This is a genomic window from Motilimonas pumila (assembly GCF_003596335.1).
In the GTDB taxonomy this organism is placed as follows: domain Bacteria; phylum Pseudomonadota; class Gammaproteobacteria; order Enterobacterales; family CBDFNC01; genus Motilimonas; species Motilimonas pumila.
In genome coordinates, this window is the sequence record NZ_QZCH01000042.1 from 1 (window position 1) to 23,614 (window position 23,614).

Sequence of the window (23,614 nt, forward strand, 5' to 3'; positions counted from 1 at the left end):
AGAATCACTTCCATGTATCGTGCTCAATGATCTGATCGCAGTTTTCGAGAAAGGTTCCCTATTTAGTCAACAACGCCTCATTAATTATGAAAAAAACTGAATTCTATTTTTATGCCACTGCTCTAAATCAGTTAAATCGACAAGACTAAGGTATTAGGCTTAATTTTTTGTGTGATCATGAATCTGTTTTTGAACTTCTGCATTTTTAGTAAAACCCATAAAAAACAATGCACTGGAGATTTTGTTGTTTTTTATTTTACTTATTGTGATGAAGATCGCTATGTAAAGTATTAGAAAAGTATTAGATTCTGCCTGTCCGGTAACCTGATGCTATTTTTGCGAAGTTTAAATGAGTAAAAATTGTCGGGTATCTCAACCATAATATTTACGATGGGCTGCACAACTAAAGGAATTAGAAAAAGGATTTAAGGCCGATTGTTTCATTGTAAGAGGTTCTATAATGAACAATGTAAAACTTTTTATAGCAGGTATATGCACTTGTTTCGTTTCAACTGCATCTGCTTCCACTCTATCTAATTCAGACGAAAGTAATAACTTAAATGTGATAAATGTGGTGGATTTCGGAATCTTTCCTGATGATGGAATCGACGATACTAAAGAATTCGAATCTTTGATCCAGCAGTTGAAAACAGGTGATGTAGTTAAATTTCCAAGTGGTGAGTTTGATTTTTATAAAGAGGTGAAGTTTAATCATTCATTTCCTGATGGTGTTAAAATTCAGGGGACTGGGAATACCTTTATTAGAAAAACCGGCAATTACAAATATGCCACTCCTTATTCTGGAAGCTATGTATGGTCATTCGAAAACCCAAAAGGTTTAATTATTGAAGGTTTTAACTTTAAAGGCTATAGAACAAAATTGAATAGCGTTGACAGTGGGTTTTTTTTCAATGGTGGCAGTGATGTGTTGATAGAGTCTAATAAGTTTTCAGGTTTTAATGATGACTGTATATCGATATCAGCTTTAGAGTATGATTCTGAAGGTTTAAATTTCGAGAATAATGAATTTTACGAATGTGTAGCGATAAATAGAAGTCAAGAGGACGATGAAGAAGCAAGTATTAACAAAATAAAAATTGCAGGCAATACGTTTGTTGCTAATAGTAACAGTATCGTTCTTAAATCAAATGTCATTAATAGATTTGTAACTATATCTAATAACTACTTTTTTAATAATACGGCAGATACTATTACTAGCCAGTCTTATGACGCGCTAGAAGTTACAGGTAACTACTTCTTTTCAGGGAATAGAGCCGCCGTTAATGTAATACCTTCTTCATTTGGAGAGAAAGAAAATTTTTACTCTATGGTTTTCGATAGTAACACTATTGTGGACCATAGATATGGTTTGAAATTAAAACCATATGATCAAAATGATGTGTCTTATCCTTTGGTTAATCCTATGTATGAATTGGTTGTATCTAATAATCACTTTGATGGTTTGTATTTTGATACAAAAAGCAATGGGGCTAATGATTATTTTTATCAAGCTATTAGGTTTAATTTGTACGCCAAAGGAAGTTATAAAAACATAACGTTAGATGGTAACACTTTTTCAAACACTTACCATGATGAAAAAAATAACAGTCAAATAGTTGTCGGCGAGATGATGGATGAAACTATGGTTAAGGCTGTAGCGGCTGATATAAAAAATGGCTTTATTAAAGAGGAAGATCCCGGATTATTCATTGGTGATAACGTCACTCTTCCTAACATACCTTCGTCGCTTCAATCAGGCAGTAAACTGCCTCTTAAGGAAATCCCATCATTTCCATTAAGCAATGTTTTTTGGACCATTAATTGGGATAACAGTTGGCCTGACGACACTGAATTTGAGGTATTAGAAAACAAGCCTATAGACTATTCAGTTCGAACCGTTGCTGGCCAATACGCTCGCAGAGGTTGGTTTGCCGGTGAGTTTAACTTAAAAAGTTTTGATGACTTTACTGACAACTTAGTTCGAGGCTCTTATCGCTCAGAGATTGTGGGGCCAGTAAGCAAAGAGAAAAATTATGAGCGTTGGTATTCTTTCTCTAGTCGGTTACCTGGCAATTACAATTACAGCCAAGGACAAGAAAGTATTTTCCAAGTACATACTTATCCTAGCGATGGTCAGTGGAGCAGAAAGATATCAACCCCTTATGCATTAATGACGGATGCTGGTAGGTATACTTTCTTTGTTTCTGGAACCGCTGAGCACTCACCAATACCTATGGTGAAGAAGCATTATATTGACCTCGGAGAATACGAAAAAAATACGTGGGTCGATTGGGTTTTCCAAGTGAAGCATGACACCAAAAATGGGTTTGTTAAAATTTGGAAAAATGGTGAGCTAGCTGCTGAGTATAATGGCCCTGTTGGTTATCATGAAGATTCAAGTAATCATTGGACTTACCCTAAGTGGGGTTTATACCGTTGGAGTTGGGCTGATTACCAACATATCACCTCTAGAAAAGTTTTTATCGATGAAATGAAAGTGGGTAGCGAAGGCGCGACTTATGAAATGATGAGGCCTTAGCTATATGAGAAAAGGCCAAGGCAAATGCCTTGGCCTTTTTGTTATAGCACTATACCTGGGCTTTCAGGCTCTGCTTTGGGCTTGGATTTACTGGCCTTGCGGCTTTTGCGTTTGACCGGAGCGGCTTTGGCTTTACGGGCAATTTGCTTGGTCGCAACGGCGTCAATGTCGCCTTTTATTAAGGTGGCATAAGACAGCTTAGGCAGTACGCTGGTGACCTTGATTTGGCCAATTTTGCGCTCAACCGCGCCTAGGCTTTCGCCTGTGGTGGGGTCGATAATGGTTTGCCCTGCTGAAAATACGTCGTAAATTTCCCCTTCTTTCACCGTATCACCGCCAGAGTTGAGCATGATGCTATTATCATCACCCTTGATGATTACGAGTGGGTAGATGTTACTTTTCAGTTGGTCGAAAGCTTTTTTAGCAGTGAGCTCAAGTAAATAACTCAAGTTTGCTCGGCTAGAGGTGGTCGTAATCGTGTCCGACCATTTCACTTGGTCATTGACCAGATCAATCACCTTAAACTCTACCACGACTTTTGAGCTGTAGTAGGTTTTCACGTCTTTGATGTATTCACCGGTGAGCTCGACAGTGCGTGATTTATCCACCACTTTTTTATGGGTGGCTGCAGTGAGCATTTTACCTTCGATGATGTAATCTAAGTTCGCGCTGCCAGTATCATTGAGCACGCTGAACTTGCGGTCTTTCACCAATAAACCTTCTAGCTCGGTGCTGAGCTGTTTGCCTTTGCTGCCACTAAAGTTGGCGACCGCAATGGTGCGACGGTTCTTATTTTGCTGCTTCATTTTTTCTTGGCGAAGCTCATGATGGCTTCGCTCAATTTTTGCAATGACTTGAACCTGACAACCTTGGTCGTCGCATTGCTCTGACATCACTTGGTAAGACTTAATCTTACCGGCAGCTTGTTTTTGTAAACCATTAACGCTGGCACTGTTAAATTCAGTGCCTTCGTTGTCTCTCGTCAGGGATTTTATCGACGTCTTGTTAGCGTCAATCGACACCCCTGATACTTGCTCAACCGCGCGCACTAACGCCGCATCAATGGCGGTTTCAAGGTTGGCGCCTTGGCCGCTGGCTTTTACACTGATGATTTCCGCTGACAATTGAGCACTTGCCAATAACAGTAGCAAGCCACTTAGGTATTTCATATTGGCTCCTAGAAATCTTCTGCGTCAAAGTGATTGATGGACTGTGAGCTAAAACCTTCGCCATGATCGGCTTCGTTTTGTTCTATGCTCGACTCGCGACCAGCTTGAATGTCTTCATGATTTTGAATCGAGACGGGATGCCAAACCAAGACGACACCTACCATCTCTTTGCCAGTAAGTGGGTGAGTTTTGCGCCAGCGGTATTCCACATTGACTCCGGTAATATCATGTAATGAAGCGCGCATTTTCGTGCTTTCTTCCACAGTGTTGAGCATGGAGGTTTCTATGCCCGCCGTTTCAGATTTACGCACGCCGCCATTAATGAGTTCAAACAGTTGTTTTTTCTCTTTTTGTTTGCCTTTGGTTGCTTCTCTGGCAAAGTCACCTGCCATGTTTAAAGTCCCTGCCAGTAATGACCAAGCGCTGTCTTCAGCATCACCCATGGCGGCTTCTCTTTCTACGTCGCGCTCGTCATCATCCTGCACAAAGCGTACGCCAGATTGACCAAAGGTAACCAGTACGGGATAGCCTTTCTCGTCGTACCAAAGCGTGGTGCCATATTCGGCGTAAAGGTGTTCGTCCATATTGGCTAAACGCTCATAGATATCGGCATTAGCGGGATTGGCTTTCTCTGGAATAGGTTGCACATTGCCCCGGGCATCATGCAAGGTTTGCAGCTCTTGGCGCTTTTTATTAGACAATACCAATACAACGCCAATAGCACCTTTTCCATCGCCTTCAATGACTTCAAAGATCTGTGCCACCGCCATGCCGGAAAGATCGCCATAGGCAGAGCGCATGGTTTTGGTGCCAATAAACTCTTTAAATAAAGTGCGCTGCTGGCTAGGCGGGGCAGCGTTAAACTCGTTGACGTCCATGCCCATTTCACTGAGCTCTTGGCTGAGTTTACCGTCGGCAACGGCAACAGCTTTATCCAGCAATTGTTCTAATTTGTTACCCGTTTTAAAATCATCTGCGGTAGGCTCTGGCAAACCAGATGCTTTAAAGTAATCTTTGACTTGCTCGGTGATCGTGTTGTTGTTTAAACTTTTTAAGTAGTTGGCTTTGGCTTTAAATACCGCCTCATTGATGGCCGCGACACGATATTCTGACCACAAAGGGTCGCTTTTATTGGCGCCAAGCCTGGCCACGCCCTCGTAGAAAAATACCGAGTTTTCCTTACCAGCAGCTTTGATTTGTTTACGCGCTTGGCGAGTAAATTGTTGCACCTGTGCTTCAACTTGATCTTTTGGGTCGACTTTAGGTTTGGCGACCTGCGTATTGTCCTCGCTTTTGCTTAAATCTATACCGTCATTATTTTTTAGGGTTGCTTCGGAAGATGTTGCCGCAGAAACGGACAATACAAAGCCCATGAAGCATGCGGCGAGAGAAAGTGCGATCTTATTCATATTTAAACCTTAAAACAAAAAAGGGGCGAAGCCCCTTTAATAAAAATGCCTATTACCAAGCGACCGTATCAGCCCCAGAGAGCTTGCCGATGACTTTCTCGCCTTCCCAATATGCCAAACCATTTTCTAGGTTGGTTAAGGTCAGTTGAAAGTAATACTCAATGCGAGTGTCGCCATTATCTAAGCTGGCATTGCGCTGTAAGATTTTGCCGCTGAGTGAGTAATCTGGCGCCAGTACCGTGCCACTTTTCTTCACTGAAGACTTCTTCACCATTTCTGAATCGCTGAGGCCACGAACGTCTTTTGTCATATTGTCTTCACCGTTAAATGCTGTGGTCACCACAAACTTACCTGAATTCAATAGGCGCACACGGATCGTCTTCACCAATTGATCTGTGTCTACACGTTGCATGGTGTCGTTGGTGATGTTGTTAACATGCAAAATGTAACGGCCACCTTGAGCGGCTTTTGGGTGTACTAACAAGGGTGATGCAATCATTTCATCGGCCATGGTTTGTGCCGCAAGTTGAAAATCTGCGTAAGACAAGCCCACGGTAATATTTTGCTCAGCATCAGCAGGATCGATGTATTGCGTATTCGTTTTACAACCGGTTAGCACCAATGCGGTGAATAGAGTGCCGACAATTAACTTTTTCATGGTACGACCTTAAATATTAATAATATCGATGCGTGGCTCAGTGGCAGCCGTGATAGCTTTGACATAAATAATATGGTGCTTGGCATCATCGCTTAGCGTTACAGGAATCGAATGTTGGCCAATTTGAAGCTCAAGTTGATTGCTGGTTTTCTCAAAGCGCGTTAACTGGTATTGCGCCGGTAAAGCAGAAAAAGTGCGAATGTCTGCACCGGTAGTTGCTGCTTGAGCAATACCTGCGACTAAGCCGCCGATGCCGGAGTCGTCATTTTTTTCGATTTGCGCTTGAGCCACGGTCTTGAGTGTGACTCGTGTGATTTCACGGGCTAAGATGTACGGGAATTCTTGGTCAAACTCGGCGCCAATAATTTTATCAATGTCAGCGATTTCTTGGGTTTTGTAGCCCGCTACTGTGATATTTTCATACGCTTTGCTACGTGCTTTAAGGCGAGGTAGAGCAATACCTGTGTACTTCACATTGGAGTTTTTGAAAATCGCTAACGGTAAGTCCAAACGTTTCTCTTCACGTACCGCAGATTGACCGTTTTCAAATACGACCCATACGCCGTGTTTAAAGTTGTCTGTGCTTTTGCCTTTGGCAAGAGCTTGGGCCATTTGCAGGTCTGTTTTAACAGCTGCTGACTGGGTAATGCTGTAAACGCGTTTAAACGACTCAACGGCTTTTTGGTAGTCAGCACGAGACTGGCCATTAAGCATGAAAAATAAGCCGTTAGAGTAAGTTGTGTAAGGGTTGATATAGCCTTCATAAGCTTGCCACTGCGGTGAAAAACCTTCTTGAGCTAAGATTTTTTTTGTTTCTGGCGAGCTCATGCTTTGTTTTACCGCATCAGAATTTTCACCGGCGTCATTAGCGATGGCCTCTTTTTGCTCGGTAATTTCATCGGCAAAGTACTGCGCTGCGCGACGTTGGCGGTCTTCAGCACGATTAAACTCAATCCGTGCATTTTGGGTATCGCCGGCTTGCCAAAAACTCCAGGCTTTGTAGGTATTAGCCATAATGCCGTCATACTGAGTTTGCTCATAATCCATCATGGCGTCGTTGCCCAGCATGGAGCCTGCCGTTTCTGCGCCTTTTTCTACTGCGCTTTCAGTGTCTTCGCTTTTCATGACGTGTTCGGCAGCGTCAAAGTACTGGATAGATTCTTGATATTGGCCATTAAAACGCAGCGCCGCACCGGTTTGCATTGCCCACAATAAATCGTCAACTTGACCCGTTTTATCATCCAGTTCTGCGTAATCACTGGCGATGATAGAAGCCTGTAAGTAATCGGCTCCGCTCATATGGGCCTCAAATGAGTCGTATTGGTTATTTTGCATGGCAGTGGTGACACAACCTGTTACTAAAAGAGAGGTCGCAATTATCAGTGTTTTTTTCATGGTCAAACCTATTTGTTTTGTGATGCCTGGGATTCTAAGTAAATATTCTTAATGAAGGCTGAACCAAGGATTCTGTCACTAGAGTGATTGCGTGGTGTGAATCAGTGTTTTTTTGTGAAATTATTTTTTAAGTTACTGTAATATATTGTGTTATTTTTGAGTGCTGAGGTAGGGGGAGAGGTGTCGGTAATTGTTAATGCTTTCAGCTTAGGTTCAGCTTTGCTCGTGCTTTTGTCATGCTTAAAGCCCAGTATGCTGCTTGAGTGATCCTACATGCTGGGCTTTGATTGCGTTGCCAATTACGCGTTTATGGTTTGATACTGGCTGGCGAAGTGGTTTTCGCCATGTTGAATAATATCCGTGATGGGTAAGTAACTTTGCTCGCGAATTTCGTTAGCTTGAGCCAATAACTCAGCGCCATTAATAGCCGCTTCATCAAAGCTAATGTGAGGAGTTGGCACAGCAGAAAGCAGCAGTTGGGTATAAGGGTGCTGCGGATTATCAATCACAGTGGCAGTATCCCCCCATTCCACAATTTGCCCTTGATACATAATGGCTATTTCTTCTGCAAAGTAGCGGGCGGTCGCGATATCATGGGTGATGTATAAAAATGTGAGTCCTTGTTCTTGTTTCATTTTTTTCATCAATTCTAAAATATCAAGGCGAATAGAGACGTCTAACATGCTGGTGGGCTCGTCTGCGAGAATCACTTCTGCGCCCACGGCGATGGCACGGGCAATGGAGACCCGTTGCCTTTGGCCGCCGGATAATTGATGTGGGAATTTGGCCATAGTGAGGTCAGGAGCTAACTCAACGCGCTGCAATAGCTCGGCCACTTTTTGTTTGGCTTGAGCTTTAGTCTTCACGTGGCCATGGGTAAACAATGGCCGTGCAATATGATGATAAATGGTGTGAGCCGGGTTCAATGAACCGTAAGGATCTTGAAAGATCATTTGGATTTGTCTTCGGTAATCGGCGAGTTTAGCGCGAGAGTTAAATTGCTCGATATTTTGCCCTTTAAATAGCACTTCACCGCTGGTGTGTAAGTGCATTTTAGTTAATAGGCGGGCCACCGTGCTTTTACCTGAACCACTTTCTCCTACTAGCGCCAAGGCTTTTCCTGGTTTTAATTCAAAGCTGACGTTGCGCAACGCGTGCACTTGTTTTTTATGGCGGCCTTTACCCGTATTAAAGGTTTTCACTAAGTTTTTAACGCTGATCACCGCGTTATTTGCGGTATTTATTGTGTTCATAAGCTTGCCTCTTCAACTGCCATGCTTTGCTCAAATGCGGCGGGAATACTGTGCCAGAGCTTTTGGGTGTAAGGGTGTTGCGGCTTGAGTAAAATGTCTTTGGCCTTTGCCACTTCCACGAGTTCACCTTGATACATCACCCCGATGCGATCGCACAGTTGGGTCATCAGGCTAAGGTCATGGGTGATAAATAAAACAGAAAAACCAAACTCCTTTCGAAGGGCATGTATTTGTAGCAAGATCTCCCGTTGTACCACAACGTCAAGGGCGGTGGTGGGTTCGTCCATCACCAGTAAATCCGGGTTAAGAGCCAAGCCAATAGCGATCACAATACGTTGACGCATCCCCCCCGAAAACTGGTGCGGGTAGTCTTTTAGCCGGTTGGCCTCAATGCCGACTAAATCCAGCAGCTGTGTAGCACGTCGCGCACTCTCTTGCTCGTCGTACCCCTTGTGCTTGTAAAACATGTCTCGAAATTGTTCTTCAATCGTGAGCACTGGATTTAAGCTGTTCATTGCACTTTGAAATACCATGCTGACTTTGTTCCAGCGCGTTTTTCGCAAGGTGGCTTTATCCATGGTGAGGGTGTTTTCACCGTTAAGTAAAATTTCACCTTGAGAAATGTAAGCTGGGGGTTTCAGCAGTTGAGTAATGGCAAATGCAATGGTGCTTTTGCCGCAACCGCTTTCGCCAGCCAGACCAAAGATTTCCCCTTTTCTGATATTAAAGCTTACCTCTTTTACCGCTCGAAACTCGCTGTCATCCAACAAGTAATCAACGCACAAACGGTTCACTTCTAATGTGTTATGGCTATCCATCGTAAGCTACCTCCGTTTTGGCTTGTGGGGTGGGCTCGCCAGCTATGGCTTGTTTCTGGCGTAATTGTTTGATGCGTTTGTTAAACTTTTTCATGCCGCTGAATGTTCTCAGGCGTGGGTTAGCAATTTCATCTATGCCAAAATTCAGTAAGGCGAGGCCCATGCCCAATATGGCGATAGCCAAACATGGCACTAATACTTCCCACCACGCGCCGACGGTCATGGCTGACGAATTTTGCGCGTTATACAACATGGTGCCCCAACTGACGGCGAGAGGGTCGCCTAAGCCAAGGAACTCTAAAGTGGCTTCAGTGATGATGGTATAGATGATAGAGCCCAAAAAATTTAACCCTATGATGGAGCTTAAGTTGGGCAATATCTCAACAAAAATGATGCGCCAAGCGGGCTCACAGGCTAATTCACTGGCGCGAATAAACTCTTTATTTCGCAGGGTAAGGGTTTGTGAACGGGTTACACGAGCGCCCCAAGCCCAGCTGGTGCACCCTATAATAATGGCAATGGTTAACGGACTGGCTTCGCCAATAAAAGCGGCTAAAACTAGCAATAAGGGAAGCTGCGGAATCACTAAGGCAATATTGGTAATAAGACTGATGATTTCATCCACCTTGCCACCAAAGTAGCCCGCTGAAACCCCCAGCGCGGTGCCTAAAATCACTATCATACAACCGGCTCCCAATCCTACCGCGAGAGAGGTTTTAGTGCCGTGCATAAATAAGTGATAAACGTCTCGTCCCATTCGGGTCGTCCCCATTACGTGCTCAGCTGATGGCGCTTGGTGGGGCCTCGCCACACGTTTGTTTGGTTCGTGACTGGTCAGTAATGGCGCCATTACAGCAATCATGATGTAGGTTAATACTATGGCTAAGCCTACGGCGACTTTCTTATTTCTGGCCAGCAGTTTTAAAAATCCATTCATGTGAAGCTCCTTAATCTCGGCGCAAGCGAGGATCTAAATAGACGTAGGCTAAGTCAGCCAGAAAGTTGGCGCTGAGCATGGCTAAGGTCATGATGAGTAACTGCCCTTGAATAACAGGGTAGTCACGATTAACAATGGCTTCGTACAAGGTGTTACCAAGCCCTGGGTAATTGAATACCACTTCGGTGATCAATGAACCACCTAACACCACGCCTACCGTCATGGCAAAAGCGGTAATAGAAGGTAATAGCGCATTGCGGGCTCCGTAATTAAGCATTACCCGTGTTTCTGATAACCCTTTGGCGTGGCCCATCACGATGTAATCTTCGCCCAGTAAATTAATTAAGTTATTTCGAATGGTCAGCAGATAACCGCCAATTTGCACTATGACCAGAGAGAAGATGGGCAGCGCGGCGTGGCTTAATACACTGTGGATATATTGCCAAGTCCAAGCGGGATCAAGCTCAATGTCGTAGGCATAAGAGTAGGGAAGCCAATTAAGGGCGACACCAAAGACAAACATGCAAAGCAGAGCAAGTACGACCGCCGGTATAGATTGCATCACCAGAGATAATGGCGACAAAAATGTATCTAACCAACTGCCTCGATACCAAGCGGCTAAGATGCCAGCAAAAGAGCCAATGAAAAAGCTGATTAAGGTAGAAGTGCCCACCAAAAATAGCGTCCAGATCATGGACCGGCTGATCACTTCATTAACCGTCAGAGGGTAGTATTTTACTGAGAGGCCAAGATCCCAAGTAAAGACGCTTTTTAGGTAGGTAAAATATTGTTGGTATAAAGGGCCGTCAACGAAGCCAAAGGTTGCTTTCAAAGCGGCCATGCTTTCTACCGGTAACGGGTTACCTTGAGACGCAAACATGACCGTGATGGGATCGCCCGGCATTAAACGGGGCAAAAAGAAATTAAACGATGCCGCAAAGAAAAAGGCTAAACAATAAAACCCTAAACGGCGTAGAGCAAAGTCCATAAATCGCTCCTACAAAGAGAGTGAGAAAAATGGGGGCTTTTTCAGCCCCCAAGGCTTGCCATGAGGAAAAGCAAACGTGAGGCCTTAGCCTTTGCTGGCGTTAGCTTTAGGTTTGAGGTTAAGTAGGTGCAGTAAGCGCTCTGGTACGCCAGGGTGGGGCTGTGGCTTGGCTACAGGATTTTCCGCATTGAAAAAGCCATCAAAACGCTCTGAGTTGTATTGATACCAGCTGGGGTTATTAAATACCGGAATAAACGGCATGTTCTCAGCCACGATCATTTGAATTTGATTCATGGTTTCTTGCTGCTGCTGTTTATCTGTAGTGGCGTAAAATTTATCCAGCAATGCATCTAATTCGGGGGTGCTAAAGCGAGTAGAGCTCATCCGCGTTTTGCCCTTCTGTGAGCTATGAAAGGCGGTGTTATACATTAAGTGTGGCGTCACTCCGGCGAAATACGCGTTAATGGCACCATCATAAGAGCCGTCAATCAAAGCTGAGCCCCAAGCGGGCGCTTCTGGTGTTTTCACTTTGGCGTTAATGCCCACTTGTTGCAAACCGTCCACCGCAATTTGCACAGTGTTCACCCAATCTGTCCAGCCGTTGGGTACCAAGATAGAAAACTCAATTTCACTGCCATCTGGGTTGTCTAAATAGCCGTCGCCGTCTTGGTCTTTGTATCCTGATTCTGTCAGTAATGCTTTAGCAGCTTGAATATTATAGCGCGAGTATTGGCCATACTTTTTATCCACTTCTGGGTTATTCCAAGCGTGATAGCCTGCGCCTAAGCCCGAGGGATATTCATTGATGGTGGGGTAACCATAGCCAGCAATGTTGACCATGCTGCCGCGGTCCATGGTTAAAGACACCGCACGGCGAAAGTTAATATCGTTAAAGGCTTGTTTATTACCTGGGTGCTTAGACTCTAAGTTAAGGTTAAACGCCACCATAGAGCCAGCAGGGAACCAGTATTTATGGTGATTGGAATCTTTGGCTACGTAAGTTTTATCTATGTCTGGTAAAAAAGATCCAAACCAGTCAAGTTCACCTTTTTGCGCCGCAGACAATACTTGGTCATTGTTGGCCAATTGAGGCAGGCGAACACAATCGACGGCTAAGCTGCTGTTGTCCCAATAGTGTGGGTTACGACATTGCACATAAACTCGTGAGGTAAAACGCTCAATTTCCGTTAATGGTCCTGTGCCTACCGGGGTTTCATTAGTAAAAGTAACGGGGTCTTTCACCGTTTTCCAAATATGTTCAGCCACCACAGGTACACGCACAATCTCAATACCTGCACCGCCGTCTGGTGTTGGAAGGTTGAATTTAACCGTTTGCGGATCAATCACTTCCACACCTGTAATGCGTTTCCAAATGGCGCGGTTATCAAGGGCAGGGTATTGTTTAACAAGATCAAAGCTGAATTTGACGTCATTGGCATCAAAGGCCTCGCCGTCTGACCACTTAACGCCTTTTCTTAATTTGAAAGTCACCGAAGTGAGGTCGTCGCTAAATGCCATCGACTCGGCAAGTCGGTAGTGTACTTTGCCATTTTGCATTGGATTATAGATGGCCAATGGTTCATAGATGTATTCATTGGTTGTGGGCAAAATGGTGGTTTGATTGTAGGGATTAAAATTACGAACCCAAGACGTTATTTGTGTAGGGGCAATGTTTAGCACAGCTTTGCTTGATTCAGCTTGCACATGTGTATTGATGCCAACACTTAATAATACGGCGGCAGCACAAGGAAGTAATCGATTCATCGTCTTCATGTCCTTTGAGTAGAGTGAGAGGTTGCTATGCCTATTACACTGATGCTGCTCAATTCAGTGCTGAAGCAATGACCTTATCTAAGCACTTTGCAATTGTTACAACAAAGTGAAATGTCGTTAATTTAGCCGTAAAAATCGACAAATTTAACATTCAAGCTACTGATTTTTAATTATTTTAGTTGCTGGTTTTACTTGGTTTCTTTTGTGCGGTGTTTCACGTTTACGGGCTGAAATAAGCTAACGTATTCATTTCTTAACCATTTTGTTTATGTTGTTATGAGAGGATGCGCGATTGATGAAGATGAGATTTGGCTCAAATAATTATCGCTTAAAACGCAATATTGCTTTGACTCCTTCACCGCCTCAATGACACTAGGGTGATGTTTTGTTGATAGCTTGGATGGTATGCTAATGCGGCCGATGAAGGACATCAGTTTTCGCGCCAAACTCAGTGTTGCGTTCTTGCTATTGTCTATTACACCTATTGCTGTTATTGCGGCAGTCTTTCACTTTTCATTTGTCAGCAATAATGAAAAACAAGCCTACGACACCTTGTTTGCCATTGCGCAAAATAAGCAAGCTACCTTGCAACAGCATATGCAAGGTTTGCGGCAACAAGCCTTACATTTTAGTAACACCGATTTTGTACGCTACGCCATGAGCCGATTTTATGGTTTTTCGTATGCGTTTGATCTTATCGACGATAGCCCAGATAAAGCGGCTCAGCTGTTACGAGATAGTTACACTCAATCGGGCCATTTTAAAGCGCTACCGTCGAAGCTTGGCATGACAGTAGGCAGTTACAATCACGTTTATGAAAGGTTTGATGATGGCTTCAGTGATTTTATTGGCTCGTCGGACTTTAGCGATATTTTATTGGTCAACCCTACTGGTCGGGTGGTGTACTCTAACAGTAAAGGGGTTTATTTTACTGCTGATTTAACGTCTACGGCTTACCGCAACACGCCTTTATCTGAGCTTTTTTTTCGTCTTTCCGAGAGCTTAGCGCCGAATTCTGCGCCAGAGGTCATAGTGTTCAGTGACTTTATCGTTGACCCCAAAAGCCATGATATTCGAAGCTATTTATTGTTACCGGTAAAAAATCATGAAGTTTTTTCTGGTTATATTGCTTTTGTTTTACCCCCCGACGCTTTGGCAAACATGATGGCGAGCAGACAAGGGCTGGGCGCAACGGGCGAGAGTTACCTGGTCAATCAAGCGGGGATAATTTTTAGTCATCGCGATAGCCGCGAAGCTGAGCGGGCGAAATTTCCGGTCGAGCTTAATGCCAGCATTCAAGCCCAAAAGGGCGTTAACGGGGTTATGAAGGCGGTTAATTACAAAGGACAAGCGACTTTTGCGGCATATACCTTTAGTGACTTCCTCAATACGCGTTGGAGTATTATTGCCGAACAATCGGCCTCTGAAGTACAAGCCAGTAATATTAAGTTTCGCAACCTTATTATTTTCATTGGCTTGCTTTCCGCCGCGGTGATGACGGTGATGATTTATTTGATTGCCCTATCACTTACTCGGCCATTGCATTCATTAATGCTTGCCACCAAAGCGGTGACAGAAGGCAATTGGCACAAAAAAATCCTTGGCACATCGCGGCGCGATGAGATTGGCCAGCTCGCCTCGCAGTTCAGTTTGATGCAGCAAGCTATTCGGCAACAACTGCAAGTGATTGGAGATACCAACCAGCAGCTGGAGCAGCAAGTCGCGTTGATAAACCAACAAAATGAACAGTTGGTACAAGCAGATAAAATTAAAGATGAGTTTCTGACCAATACGTCCCATGAGTTGCGTACCCCCCTGACGGGGGTTATTGGTATAACAGAGTCGTTACTAAATGGCGTTGCGGGTCCTTGCAATGAACAACAATCGCAGCAGCTTCATCTCGCGTTAAGCGGTGCGCAGCGTTTAGCCCATTTGGTGGATGACCTGACCGATTTTCATCAAATTAAAGATAATCGCCTGCGTATTCAATTGCAGCCTGTGGCTGTTTTGCCTGTGGTGCAGCGAGTATTTGAGTTAGCCAAGCACAATCTCAGCAATCCTTATGTTGAACTGCATGCCGACCTGCCAAAACAAGATCATGTGGTAATAGCCGACAGTATTCGCTTGGAACAAGTGCTGCACAACTTACTCAGTAATGCGATGAAATATACCCGCCGCGGGCAAATAACATTGACGGTAAAGGCTGCTCGCGGACATGTATCGATTGCGGTGACGGACAGTGGTATTGGCATTGCTGAATCTGATCTCGCCGTGATTTTCGAACCATTTAAGCAGGTAGATGGCAGTGAAACCCGTACTCAAGGTGGTAGTGGACTTGGCTTAGCAATCAGCCAGCAATTAGTGCAATTAATGGGTGGCCAATTGGCTTGCCAGTCGGAACTTGGCCAAGGCAGTCGGTTCGAGTTTTGTTTGCCCATGACGCAGCGGCCGGTATTAACAAGCTGTGAACAGGCGTTAAACCAACGCCAATCTTTGCTGGTGGAGCCTGTTTCTTTACTGCCAAGTGCCGTGAAAGGCGAGCTGCAATCGTTGGGGCAGGTGCTGGTGGTTGATGATGAAGCCATGAATCTACAGGTGATACATAACCATTTATCCCTCGCAGGTTATCAAACACAGCTATGCCAAGACGGCCAGCAAGCATTAACACTGTTGGCGCAGCAGCCTTTTGATTTACTGATCCTTGATGTCATGTTACCCAGTATCAGCGGTTTTGAAGTGGCCATTGCTATTCGTGCTCAGCAAGGTTTGGTTGATTTACCCATCTTAATGCTCACAGCTAAAACGCGGACTAAAGATGTTTTGCGAGGATTTCAAGTTGGCGCTAATGACTACTTGATGAAACCGTTTTTACAAGACGAGTTACTGGCACGGGTGGGTAGCCTGATCCGCGCGAAGCAAAGCCAACAGCACAGTGAAGAAAATAAACGCTTGAAGCAGCAAATGGCGAAACACATTGAAGTCGAACAAATGTTGCAACAAAGTCAGCAAAATATGCAGCATATGCTGGCACAAGTAGAAGACGCCATCATTAATATAAATCCTTTCCAGCAGGTTGTATTTTGCAACTATGCTGCTGTCAAATTACTGGGCTGCCAAGAATGCGAATTATTGGGGGCAGACATCAGCACCTTTTTTATGGCCGCTGAGGTGAATCAGTTACTGGCTAACCTGAATCAACGTGGGCAATTGGAGGCTAGGCTGACGCTACAACGAGGAGAGCAAGACGCTAGAGCCTTGCAAGTGTCAGCGTCTTTGATCAGTGCCTATAGCGACTACGCTGAAATTAGCCTGGTATGCCATGAACTAGGCGATGAACTGAGTACTTTGAGTGCCAAATCAAACGTTGACAATGGCCAAGCTCTCCACTGTGAGCAGCTAATTGAAAGCGATTATCGACAGGATTTGGTGACAGTGATGAATCATGCACTGGCACTGTGGAACGCTGCTGGCCACTCTAAAGTTGAGCTAGCTGAGCAAAGTAAAATATGGAGTGTGTACTTAGATCGCTCTAGTGCCCAAACGCGTACTTTGGATAAATACCTGCTATTAGAAACCTTGCCCAAAAAGCCGCGCTGGCGGGATGTGCTTCGCACTGCAACATTCGTGAAACAGAATGTTGCAGTGGCGTGCGGGGATAAAGAGAGCCAAGGTTACCTGGCGCAAATTGAAATAAGCTGCGAACAGATTAAGCGCTATATCAACTGTAAATGACGGCGACTATCGCTTTAGCAATTGCGGTACCAAAAACACAACAAAAGTGATTGAATAAACGGAGAAAATGATAACCAACCATTGCGGCATACTTAACCCCAAAAACTGCCAAGCTATTTCAGCACATGTTCCTGTTGGTTGAAACATCCATGGCATCCACTCATGCAATGGGATCCAAGAAGGAAAGTTAGGCACCAGGTCACAATGTGTTTCAGGCGTGTAGTTTGACTGCACGTAAACATGTGTTTTTGCTAAAGATACCCCTTGTAATGCACTGTAACCCCAAAGCATAAAACTGGGCCAGCGAATATACTTTTGCTTCGGGTTGATACAGCCAATTAAACCCGCACTGATCAAGCCCACCATGACTAGGCGCTCGTAAACACACATGATGCAAGGCTGCAATGACATTACATGCTGAAAGTAAATAGCAGTAAGTTCTAACATGAAAGCAGAGCCCGCAAGTAATAGCCATGATAAGCGCTTTGATGCGAATGTTTTAAGGAAATCCATAACCATTGTTTTATCCATTAAAAAACCATGAAATATATAGGGTTTTTTGAAAGGACTAAAATCGCGGTCACGAGAGAGATACTTTATCACTAATGCTTTTGGATGGGACTTGCAATGTAAAAGTATAACCTTTCGTTTACACTTGACTTCTGTCATTGGATAGAACGTGTGTTTTTTGTGAAGAAAATGTCAAAAATCACCTCTTTAGAGGTAAGTTGAAGTCATGATTAAAATAGTCTGGTTTTTCTTATTGTAAAAAACAAACTGTAAATTTGAGATTATCGATAGAGGTTGACTACTATTTTTCAGCATCGTCAGTGAGCTGTATTTCAAAGCTAAACTTAGCCGCTTCATTTCGCCTTGCGGCATTACGCATTAAATAGACTTGCAATGTGTATTGGCCACTTTTTTCAAGTGTTTGAGCCATGTGGTTGCCTTGGCTTGAGCCGATAAAAAAAGCGCCGTTATCGGGATAGCTGTCAGGTTGATAAAGGTTGAAGTAGCTTGATAGGTTATCGGTTTTAAAATCGACAACTAAGGTTTGCCCTTTCTTTGCATCGAACTGATAAAACACCATGTCATAACCTTTTACTTCGCCACTAATTGGGTGCGGATGCTGGCCGGAGATGTGAATGGGACCATTGCTAGCCGTGGCATAAGTGCTTAGCAGCAAGGTTGCGCTGCAGATAAAGTTTTTGATCAAGATGTAAGCTCCTTAAGACGGTTGAGTGGTTGCATGGGCTTGCTCAAAGCGGGTTCTAAACTGCCTTGGAGTCATGTGCTTGCACTGTTTAAATTGGCGATTAAAGTTCGATAAGTTCCCAAACCCCACTTTCTCTGCAATGATCGCAATGGCGAGCTCAGTGTTTAATAGTAGTTCACAGGCTTTACCTATTCGGTATTGTTTTAAATGAGTGGAAAAGCTTTCATTGAAATGCTTTTCAAACAAACGTTGAACACTGCTGGTGCTGCTATGTAAGTGCTGGCCTAACGCTTCAATAGGAAGCGGTTGTTGGTAATGCTGCGCAATATAAGCGGTGGCTTTTTCTACCTTGTCTTGTTCATGAGAAAGCAGCTCAAGGTCTACGGGTTTGGCGCTGGTGAGTAATGTTTGTTTTTGGCTTTGTGCCAGTGTTGCTAGCGCTTGAACAAAGCGGCTGGCTTGTTCAATGGACGGCAGTTCATTAAAGCCATTCAGTATTTGGAACATGGCCTCTGCGGTTTCTACGGGGAATAAAATGCCTTGGCTCGCACGTCTGAGCAGTGTTTGCAGTGAACTGAGTGCTGGCATTGTCGCGATAAGTTCACTTACCCACTGATGACTAAACCACAACACGATACTCACACCATGATGCTGCTCTATGTCTTGATGCATTGCCGAGGTATGCGGCAATCGTGGGCCAAACATGGCCAAGGTATTGTGGCCGTATTCTCCTATATAGTCAGCGACAAACAGTTGCCCTAAATTATTACGCAGTAATACCACTTCGTACTCAAGATGATAGTGCCACTCAAACTGGCAATTGCACTGGTAAGACTGTAACAAGTGCCACTTGAAGTTTTGCTCACGACTGACTTTTTCGATGAAAGGCTTCATGGAGTATTCTTTATAAATCAAAAGTAAACTTTCTATTGACCTAATAGTACCACTTGTTGCAATTAATGCATCACAACCTTGCGTGGTATCACATAAAATACCTTCCTGATTTGGCCAGAGTGGCCGTTATAGCCTGCGAGTAATCAAGATGTTTAATAAAACCCAGCTGACTTTTTTGGTCGCCACTTTGTTTTGTGGCTTAAGTACCGCCTTTATGTTTCCCTTGGTAGGGTTGTATTTGGTGGATGAGTTGTCTGCGAGCCCGGTGCAAATGGGCGGCTTTTTAGCTGTGATGGTATTAAGTGGTGTGGTGGCTTCGGCGTGGTTAGCCAAGTGTTCAGACCAAGGTATGAGCCGAAAATATATCGTGATTGCGGCGCAGGTGTGCTTTGCTATTAGCGCCCTCGTGCTAGCTGCCAGCCGTGACTTTTATTTAGCTCTGGTGACTGTAGTGTTGTTTTTAAGCATCAGTGCTTGCTCTATCCCACAAACGTTTACTCTTGGGCGAGAATATTCTGACCGTGAACTAGGCGCGAAAGGAACGGTGTTTTTATCTTACATGCGTGCCGGTATTGCTGCAGCCTGGGTTATCGGGCCGCCACTGGCATTTTTATTAAAAGAACAGTTCGGTTTTAGCATTACGTTTGTCATTTCAGCGGTGAGTGCATTAGTGATGCTAGTAATGGTGGCTTTTTTACCTGAGTATCGACAAAGTACTCGCGAGAGTGCCGCAGCAACCACTCGCGCTGACACCCATGGGACTGACCATAATTGGCTTAAAAATACCTCAGTGGTGTTGTTTCTGCTGAGCACCGTGGCCATGTTCTCTGCCAATAATATGTATATTACGGCGCTGCCATTGTATTTAACTAAAGAGTTAGCCATTGGCTCGCAATGGGCGGGTTATTTAATGGGGCTGGCTGCTTTGTTTGAAATCCCATTTATGATCTTGGTGGGGTACTTGGCGCCCAAGCTTGGCAACAAACGTTTGATGTTAGCGGGCTTGGTATCTGGCAGCATTTTTTATGCGGGCTTATTAATGACCGAACAAGTGTGGCTACTGCTTGCCTTACAGTTGTTCAATGGCGTATTTATTGCCATCAGTGCTTGTTTAGGCATGCTGCTAATTCAAGATCTTATGAAAAGCCGCATGGGCATGGCCACCACATTGTTTGGTAATGCCCAGCAACTGAGTATGTTAGTGGGTAGCCTAGGGGTCGGCTTAGTTGCGCAATATATGAGTTATTACGCCGTATTCGCTGTGAGTCTCAGCGCAGCACTTATCGCACTGTGTTTGTTAATGATGGTAAAAGAAGCAAAGCCAGCACCTATTTCAGACGATTTTGTCGCCCCGCCTTGCGCAGGGTAACGCAGACGGGGCTGAGCGTTTGCCCCGAGCGAAGTAGTAAAACGTTTTAGCCGTTATCTTGCTGGCGGGGAGAAAGTAAAATTTCTTCTTCATTAAAGGCGCTTGGCAAATCAATGGTGCTATCTTGGCTCAATGGCACTTCGTTAATGTCGTTTGAATTGTTGGGCATTGGAAAGTCGGGCTCAACACTGTTGCCAGAATGACAATGCCGTGCCTTAGCTACTTCTCCCCAATAACTGCAATTGGTCCGACAATAATGACAACCGTCTGAAGCGGTTCGCCCTGGGTGAGCTTGCAGTGATAAAGTTGTGAGTATCATGGCTAATGCTGCGAATGTTCGTATCATGAATTTGCTCTCGTAAGTATGGTGCCGGCAATTTAGCCAGTCGTTACTTGCTTAGCGAGAGCATTAATTAATCATGATGGATTTATAAGCCTTTACTGATTTTATTCAGGCTTAATTGATTTTTGCGGTAATAAAACCAAGCCAACCAGAGCCCTAAGCTTAAGCCTATAGCGGTAAAAATAGCCGGCTTGGGGTTTTCGAGGCTACTGATAGATCCGGCATATGCCGCTATCATGGCGTAAGGCACAGAGCTGATGGTCCAAGCGGTTATAAAGCGCATAAAAGGCATTTTACTGGCGCCAGCCATGCACGCCGAGACTTCGGGTAGAATAGGCATTGCCCGAGCGAGTAATATCATGATGATGCCATGACGACTAAACAAGTCGTGAGCTTCTTGCCGTTGCGCTGTATCTTTTACCAACAGGCGTTCAAACTTGCTACCGTAATAAAAGCTAAGCCAATACCCTGAAATACCCGCCAGCATGACCCCCGTAATTGCAGCTAAGCTGCCGTAGTGTTGCCCGAGAAAATAACCACTTAAAATCATGACGCTCAATGTGGGCATTGCGATAAATAAGTCGGCAAATAATAAGCACACAATCACCAGTGCTATGTAGCCTTGATGCTGAGTTTGCGCTTGGTATAACCAAGCTTTGATATTGTTTAGGTCAATGGCTCCGGAGAGCTTAAGAATAATAAAGGTGCTGGCAAAGATCAGCGCTAATACCAACATAATTTTTATTAATGCACGCATAAGGCTTCCTTAAGGATAAATCATTTTTAGTTGAATGCTGCCAGAGGTTTGTGAGTACTCTAGTTTTGCTTTAGCAAAACTGGGTGGGCGAAAACGCAAGGTGGCGCCATTTGAAAAAGCCAAGCCTTCAGCGGGGAAAATCCCGGTCCAGTTTTTGGTTAAAGAGTCAGAGTTGTTTTCATCATGAAAAGCTTTGATTGCAAAAACCTCGGGTACTTGGCGAAAACTGACACGCACGGGCTGGCTTGGCGTGAAAACTTGTTGCTGTAAAGCTTGCTGGTGGCGTTTAGGAAAGCCATCTGCAGTAAAAAGGTAGACTCGAATAACACCTGGCCGCTGGGTGTCAATGTTATTGATGGTGACTTCCAATGAATTAGCATGGCATACCGCCATAGATGTTGCTCCGAGTAAGCCGTAGAAGGCTGTACTTAACAGTGTGTTTGAATGAGGCATCAGTATTTCCTCATAAGCGATAGCGCGGCACTGGGCATAAGGCGCTGTAGCAGTCTTAGCCATCTCACCTTGCCAATATCACATTGCACTTGTTGCTGTTTAATGCCGTTAATAATGGCTAATGACGCCTGAGTTGCGGTCAGTTTGTGGGTGCCACGGCCTTGCGTCATGGCGGTGTCTACTAAAGGCAAAAATGCCTGGCAAACAGAAATGTTATAAGGCTTGAGTTGTTCGCCCAAGCTAATTGAAAAGTGATTTAAAGCCGCTTTGGTGGCGCAATAAACGGCAGAGGCGGTTTTTGGCACTAAGCCCAACCCGGAATTGATGTTTAATATTGTGCCTTGGGAGCTTTGCTTAAGCAGGGGTAAGCAAAGGTAAGTGAGGTGGCATACCGCGCTAAAGTTAAGGGAGATTTCTTGGTCTATGCTGGCGGGGGAGAACTGCTTATCGGTGAAGTAGTGGCAATGCTGCACCGCTGCATTATTGATGAGCACGTCGAGTTGTTGGCAACGGGTTAATAATATCTCAGCAGCGTGTTGAATTTGCTGTTGATTGGTGAGATCGGCTTGGATACAGATAAGGTTGGGGTACTTGTCACTTAGCTGATTGATTTTATGTTGGTTTCGGGCAATGATAATTAACTGATTATGTTCGTAAAGTTGCTCGACTAGTGCCAGACCAATGCCGGATGTCGCACCCGTGATGGCAATGGTTTTTTGTTTTAGCTTCATTATACGCTCCTTGGTTAATGACTATTAACTTAAGTCAGCGATGGTGCTAGGTCATTAACATAGGTTAACAAGATGGATTTTCAGCAAATGGCTATGCAGTTTGGTACTCGCCAATGCTATAGCAAAAAAGACTTTATCTTCCAGCAAGGGCAAAACTGTGAACACCTATACGTGATTCAAAGTGGTGTACTTAAGGGCTATTACAGTGATGAAAACGGAAAAGATTTTATTAAATCGTTTTTATTTTCAGGCGATGTGATTGCCAGTATGACAGCGCTTCAAGGAGGAAAGGCCAGCTTTAGTTTACAGGCATTACGTTCATGCGAAGTCGTGCGCCTAGCTTATGCTGATATAGCACGCCAAGCCGAAAAAGATCTTTCGAGTGCGAATCATATGATCAAAATATTAATGGCGTTTGCGATGAAAAAAGAACAAAGAGAATACGAACTACTTTGTTTAAGTGCTCAGCAAAGGTATCAAGCGTTGTTGGCGCGAAAGCCGGATATTTACGATTATGTTACGCAAGGTGATATTGCCAAATACTTGGGTATAACGCCCGTAGCCTTAAGCAGAATTATTCATCAATAACCTGCTTATCTCGCCGTACTTTTTGACGGTAATACATTGCAGTTAGAAATGAAATGATAAGCAAGGTGATTTCAATGATGCTGATAGGATCCAGCTCTATCGCAAAAACTGACCAGATACCGCTAAGGGACAGGTTGAGGTAGATGATTGGTACTTCTAGACCTATCGCAGGGCCTACCCAGCTCATGATAAAGTGACCGGCTTTTGGCAAGAAATTCGAAAAGAAAATCAAAAAGCAAATAAGATAACAGCGTTCTAGGTAGCCCCTAATAATTTGAATTGAAGAGAAATAGAGCGCTTCTTCTTTTAACTGTTCTAATCTTTCGGCTTTAAAGTCATTTAGCTGGTAAAGGGCAATTGCTGTCACGCCAATCAAGGAATATATTTTGACGAAATGTTCCATATAGAATGCGAATACAGCAGACACAACAAAGAATAGAAATGCTAGGCAAGCTACAGCTGTGTTTTGCTCTTCTGTGTTTCCTCTTAATTCATCAAACAGTATGCCAATGAGCGGCGTTGTTGACTAAATAGGGAACCTTTCTCGAAAACTGCGATCAGATCATTGAGCACGATACATGGAAGTGATTCT

21 protein-coding genes are annotated in these 23,614 nt (G+C 44.2%); 4 read left to right on the forward strand and 17 right to left on the reverse strand.

Features of this window, described 5'->3' with window-relative positions; genetic code table 11:
- Positions 1-460: 460 nt before the first annotated feature.
- Positions 461-2,539, forward strand: coding sequence for a heparin lyase I family protein (locus D1Z90_RS19130; RefSeq protein WP_119912401.1), 2,079 nt, complete (start codon positions 461-463; stop codon positions 2,537-2,539).
- Between the two features lie 41 nt (positions 2,540-2,580).
- On the opposite strand, the gene D1Z90_RS19135 is transcribed toward D1Z90_RS19130, so the two are convergent.
- The 9 genes from D1Z90_RS19135 to D1Z90_RS19175 all read right to left on the reverse strand — a co-directional run bounded on the left by D1Z90_RS19135 (position 2,581) and on the right by D1Z90_RS19175 (position 12,930).
- The gene (locus tag D1Z90_RS19135) at positions 2,581-3,708 is read right to left on the reverse strand and encodes a hypothetical protein (protein WP_119912402.1); all 1,128 of its coding nucleotides are present in this window, start codon (positions 3,706-3,708) and stop codon (positions 2,581-2,583) included.
- Positions 3,709-3,716: 8 nt separating this feature from the next.
- A complete protein-coding gene (locus D1Z90_RS19140; protein WP_119912403.1) occupies positions 3,717-5,117 on the reverse strand; it encodes a DUF6844 domain-containing protein in 1,401 nt (466 codons plus the stop codon).
- 52 nt (positions 5,118-5,169) lie between these two features.
- The gene (gene lpoB / locus D1Z90_RS19145) at positions 5,170-5,775 is read right to left on the reverse strand and encodes a penicillin-binding protein activator LpoB (protein ID WP_119912404.1); all 606 of its coding nucleotides are present in this window, start codon (positions 5,773-5,775) and stop codon (positions 5,170-5,172) included.
- Positions 5,776-5,784: 9 nt separating this feature from the next.
- A complete protein-coding gene (locus D1Z90_RS19150; RefSeq protein ID WP_119912405.1) occupies positions 5,785-7,170 on the reverse strand; it encodes a COG3014 family protein in 1,386 nt (461 codons plus the stop codon).
- A gap of 299 nt (positions 7,171-7,469) precedes the next feature.
- The gene (locus D1Z90_RS19155) at positions 7,470-8,423 is read right to left on the reverse strand and encodes an ABC transporter ATP-binding protein (protein ID WP_119912406.1); all 954 of its coding nucleotides are present in this window, start codon (positions 8,421-8,423) and stop codon (positions 7,470-7,472) included.
- Complete coding sequence (locus tag D1Z90_RS19160) at positions 8,420-9,241, reverse strand: ABC transporter ATP-binding protein (protein WP_119912407.1); 822 nt, start codon at positions 9,239-9,241, stop codon at positions 8,420-8,422. The genes D1Z90_RS19155 and D1Z90_RS19160 overlap by 4 nt, the downstream gene beginning before the upstream one ends.
- Positions 9,234-10,178 carry an ABC transporter permease gene (locus D1Z90_RS19165; protein WP_119912408.1) on the reverse strand — a complete coding sequence of 315 codons (945 nt, stop codon included), beginning with the start codon at positions 10,176-10,178 and terminating at the stop codon, positions 9,234-9,236. The genes D1Z90_RS19160 and D1Z90_RS19165 overlap by 8 nt, the downstream gene beginning before the upstream one ends.
- A 10-nt stretch (positions 10,179-10,188) precedes the next feature.
- On the reverse strand, positions 10,189-11,166 hold the full coding sequence (locus D1Z90_RS19170; protein ID WP_119912409.1) for an ABC transporter permease: 978 nt from the start codon (positions 11,164-11,166) through the stop codon (positions 10,189-10,191).
- A gap of 84 nt (positions 11,167-11,250) precedes the next feature.
- Positions 11,251-12,930 (reverse strand): ABC transporter substrate-binding protein, encoded by a 1,680-nt coding sequence (locus tag D1Z90_RS19175; protein ID WP_119912410.1) that lies wholly within the window; start codon positions 12,928-12,930, stop codon positions 11,251-11,253.
- A gap of 420 nt (positions 12,931-13,350) precedes the next feature.
- Here D1Z90_RS19175 and D1Z90_RS19180 point away from each other — a divergent pair, with 420 nt between their 5' ends.
- Complete coding sequence (locus tag D1Z90_RS19180; protein ID WP_158587195.1) at positions 13,351-16,671, forward strand: ATP-binding protein; 3,321 nt, start codon at positions 13,351-13,353, stop codon at positions 16,669-16,671.
- A 6-nt stretch (positions 16,672-16,677) separates the two neighbouring features.
- Here the strand turns inward: D1Z90_RS19180 and dsbB are convergent, their stop codons facing one another.
- The 3 genes from dsbB to D1Z90_RS19195 form a co-directional block, all read right to left on the reverse strand.
- Positions 16,678-17,202: a disulfide bond formation protein DsbB gene (gene dsbB / locus D1Z90_RS19185; protein ID WP_232525315.1), complete on the reverse strand. Its 525-nt coding sequence runs from the start codon at positions 17,200-17,202 to the stop codon at positions 16,678-16,680.
- Positions 17,203-17,482: 280 nt separating this feature from the next.
- Positions 17,483-17,887 carry a DNA breaking-rejoining protein gene (locus D1Z90_RS19190; RefSeq protein WP_119912412.1) on the reverse strand — a complete coding sequence of 135 codons (405 nt, stop codon included), beginning with the start codon at positions 17,885-17,887 and terminating at the stop codon, positions 17,483-17,485.
- A 12-nt stretch (positions 17,888-17,899) separates the two neighbouring features.
- Entirely contained in the window at positions 17,900-18,781 is an 882-nt protein-coding gene (locus D1Z90_RS19195; protein ID WP_119912413.1) for an AraC family transcriptional regulator, read from the reverse strand.
- 148 nt (positions 18,782-18,929) lie between these two features.
- Here D1Z90_RS19195 and D1Z90_RS19200 point away from each other — a divergent pair, with 148 nt between their 5' ends.
- On the forward strand, positions 18,930-20,150 hold the full coding sequence (locus tag D1Z90_RS19200) for a sugar efflux transporter (RefSeq protein ID WP_119912414.1): 1,221 nt from the start codon (positions 18,930-18,932) through the stop codon (positions 20,148-20,150).
- 46 nt (positions 20,151-20,196) lie between these two features.
- Here D1Z90_RS19200 and D1Z90_RS19205 read toward each other — a convergent pair whose 3' ends face one another.
- From D1Z90_RS19205 to D1Z90_RS19220, 4 genes are all read right to left on the reverse strand, one after another.
- Positions 20,197-20,496, reverse strand: coding sequence for a hypothetical protein (locus tag D1Z90_RS19205; RefSeq protein WP_147378800.1), 300 nt, complete (start codon positions 20,494-20,496; stop codon positions 20,197-20,199).
- A gap of 82 nt (positions 20,497-20,578) precedes the next feature.
- Positions 20,579-21,250: a TVP38/TMEM64 family protein gene (locus D1Z90_RS19210; protein WP_119912416.1), complete on the reverse strand. Its 672-nt coding sequence runs from the start codon at positions 21,248-21,250 to the stop codon at positions 20,579-20,581.
- Positions 21,251-21,259: 9 nt separating this feature from the next.
- Complete coding sequence (locus tag D1Z90_RS19215; protein WP_119912417.1) at positions 21,260-21,703, reverse strand: DUF2141 domain-containing protein; 444 nt, start codon at positions 21,701-21,703, stop codon at positions 21,260-21,262.
- Positions 21,703-22,434: an SDR family oxidoreductase gene (locus D1Z90_RS19220; protein WP_119912418.1), complete on the reverse strand. Its 732-nt coding sequence runs from the start codon at positions 22,432-22,434 to the stop codon at positions 21,703-21,705. Before D1Z90_RS19220 ends, D1Z90_RS19215 begins: the two co-directional genes overlap by 1 nt.
- 72 nt (positions 22,435-22,506) lie before the next feature.
- Between D1Z90_RS19220 and D1Z90_RS19225 the strand changes: the two genes are divergently transcribed.
- Positions 22,507-23,022 (forward strand): Crp/Fnr family transcriptional regulator, encoded by a 516-nt coding sequence (locus D1Z90_RS19225; protein WP_119912419.1) that lies wholly within the window; start codon positions 22,507-22,509, stop codon positions 23,020-23,022.
- Here D1Z90_RS19225 and D1Z90_RS19230 read toward each other — a convergent pair.
- Positions 23,009-23,425: a hypothetical protein gene (locus D1Z90_RS19230; protein WP_147378801.1), complete on the reverse strand. Its 417-nt coding sequence runs from the start codon at positions 23,423-23,425 to the stop codon at positions 23,009-23,011. The genes D1Z90_RS19225 and D1Z90_RS19230 overlap by 14 nt on opposite strands.
- Positions 23,426-23,614 lie beyond the last annotated feature (189 nt).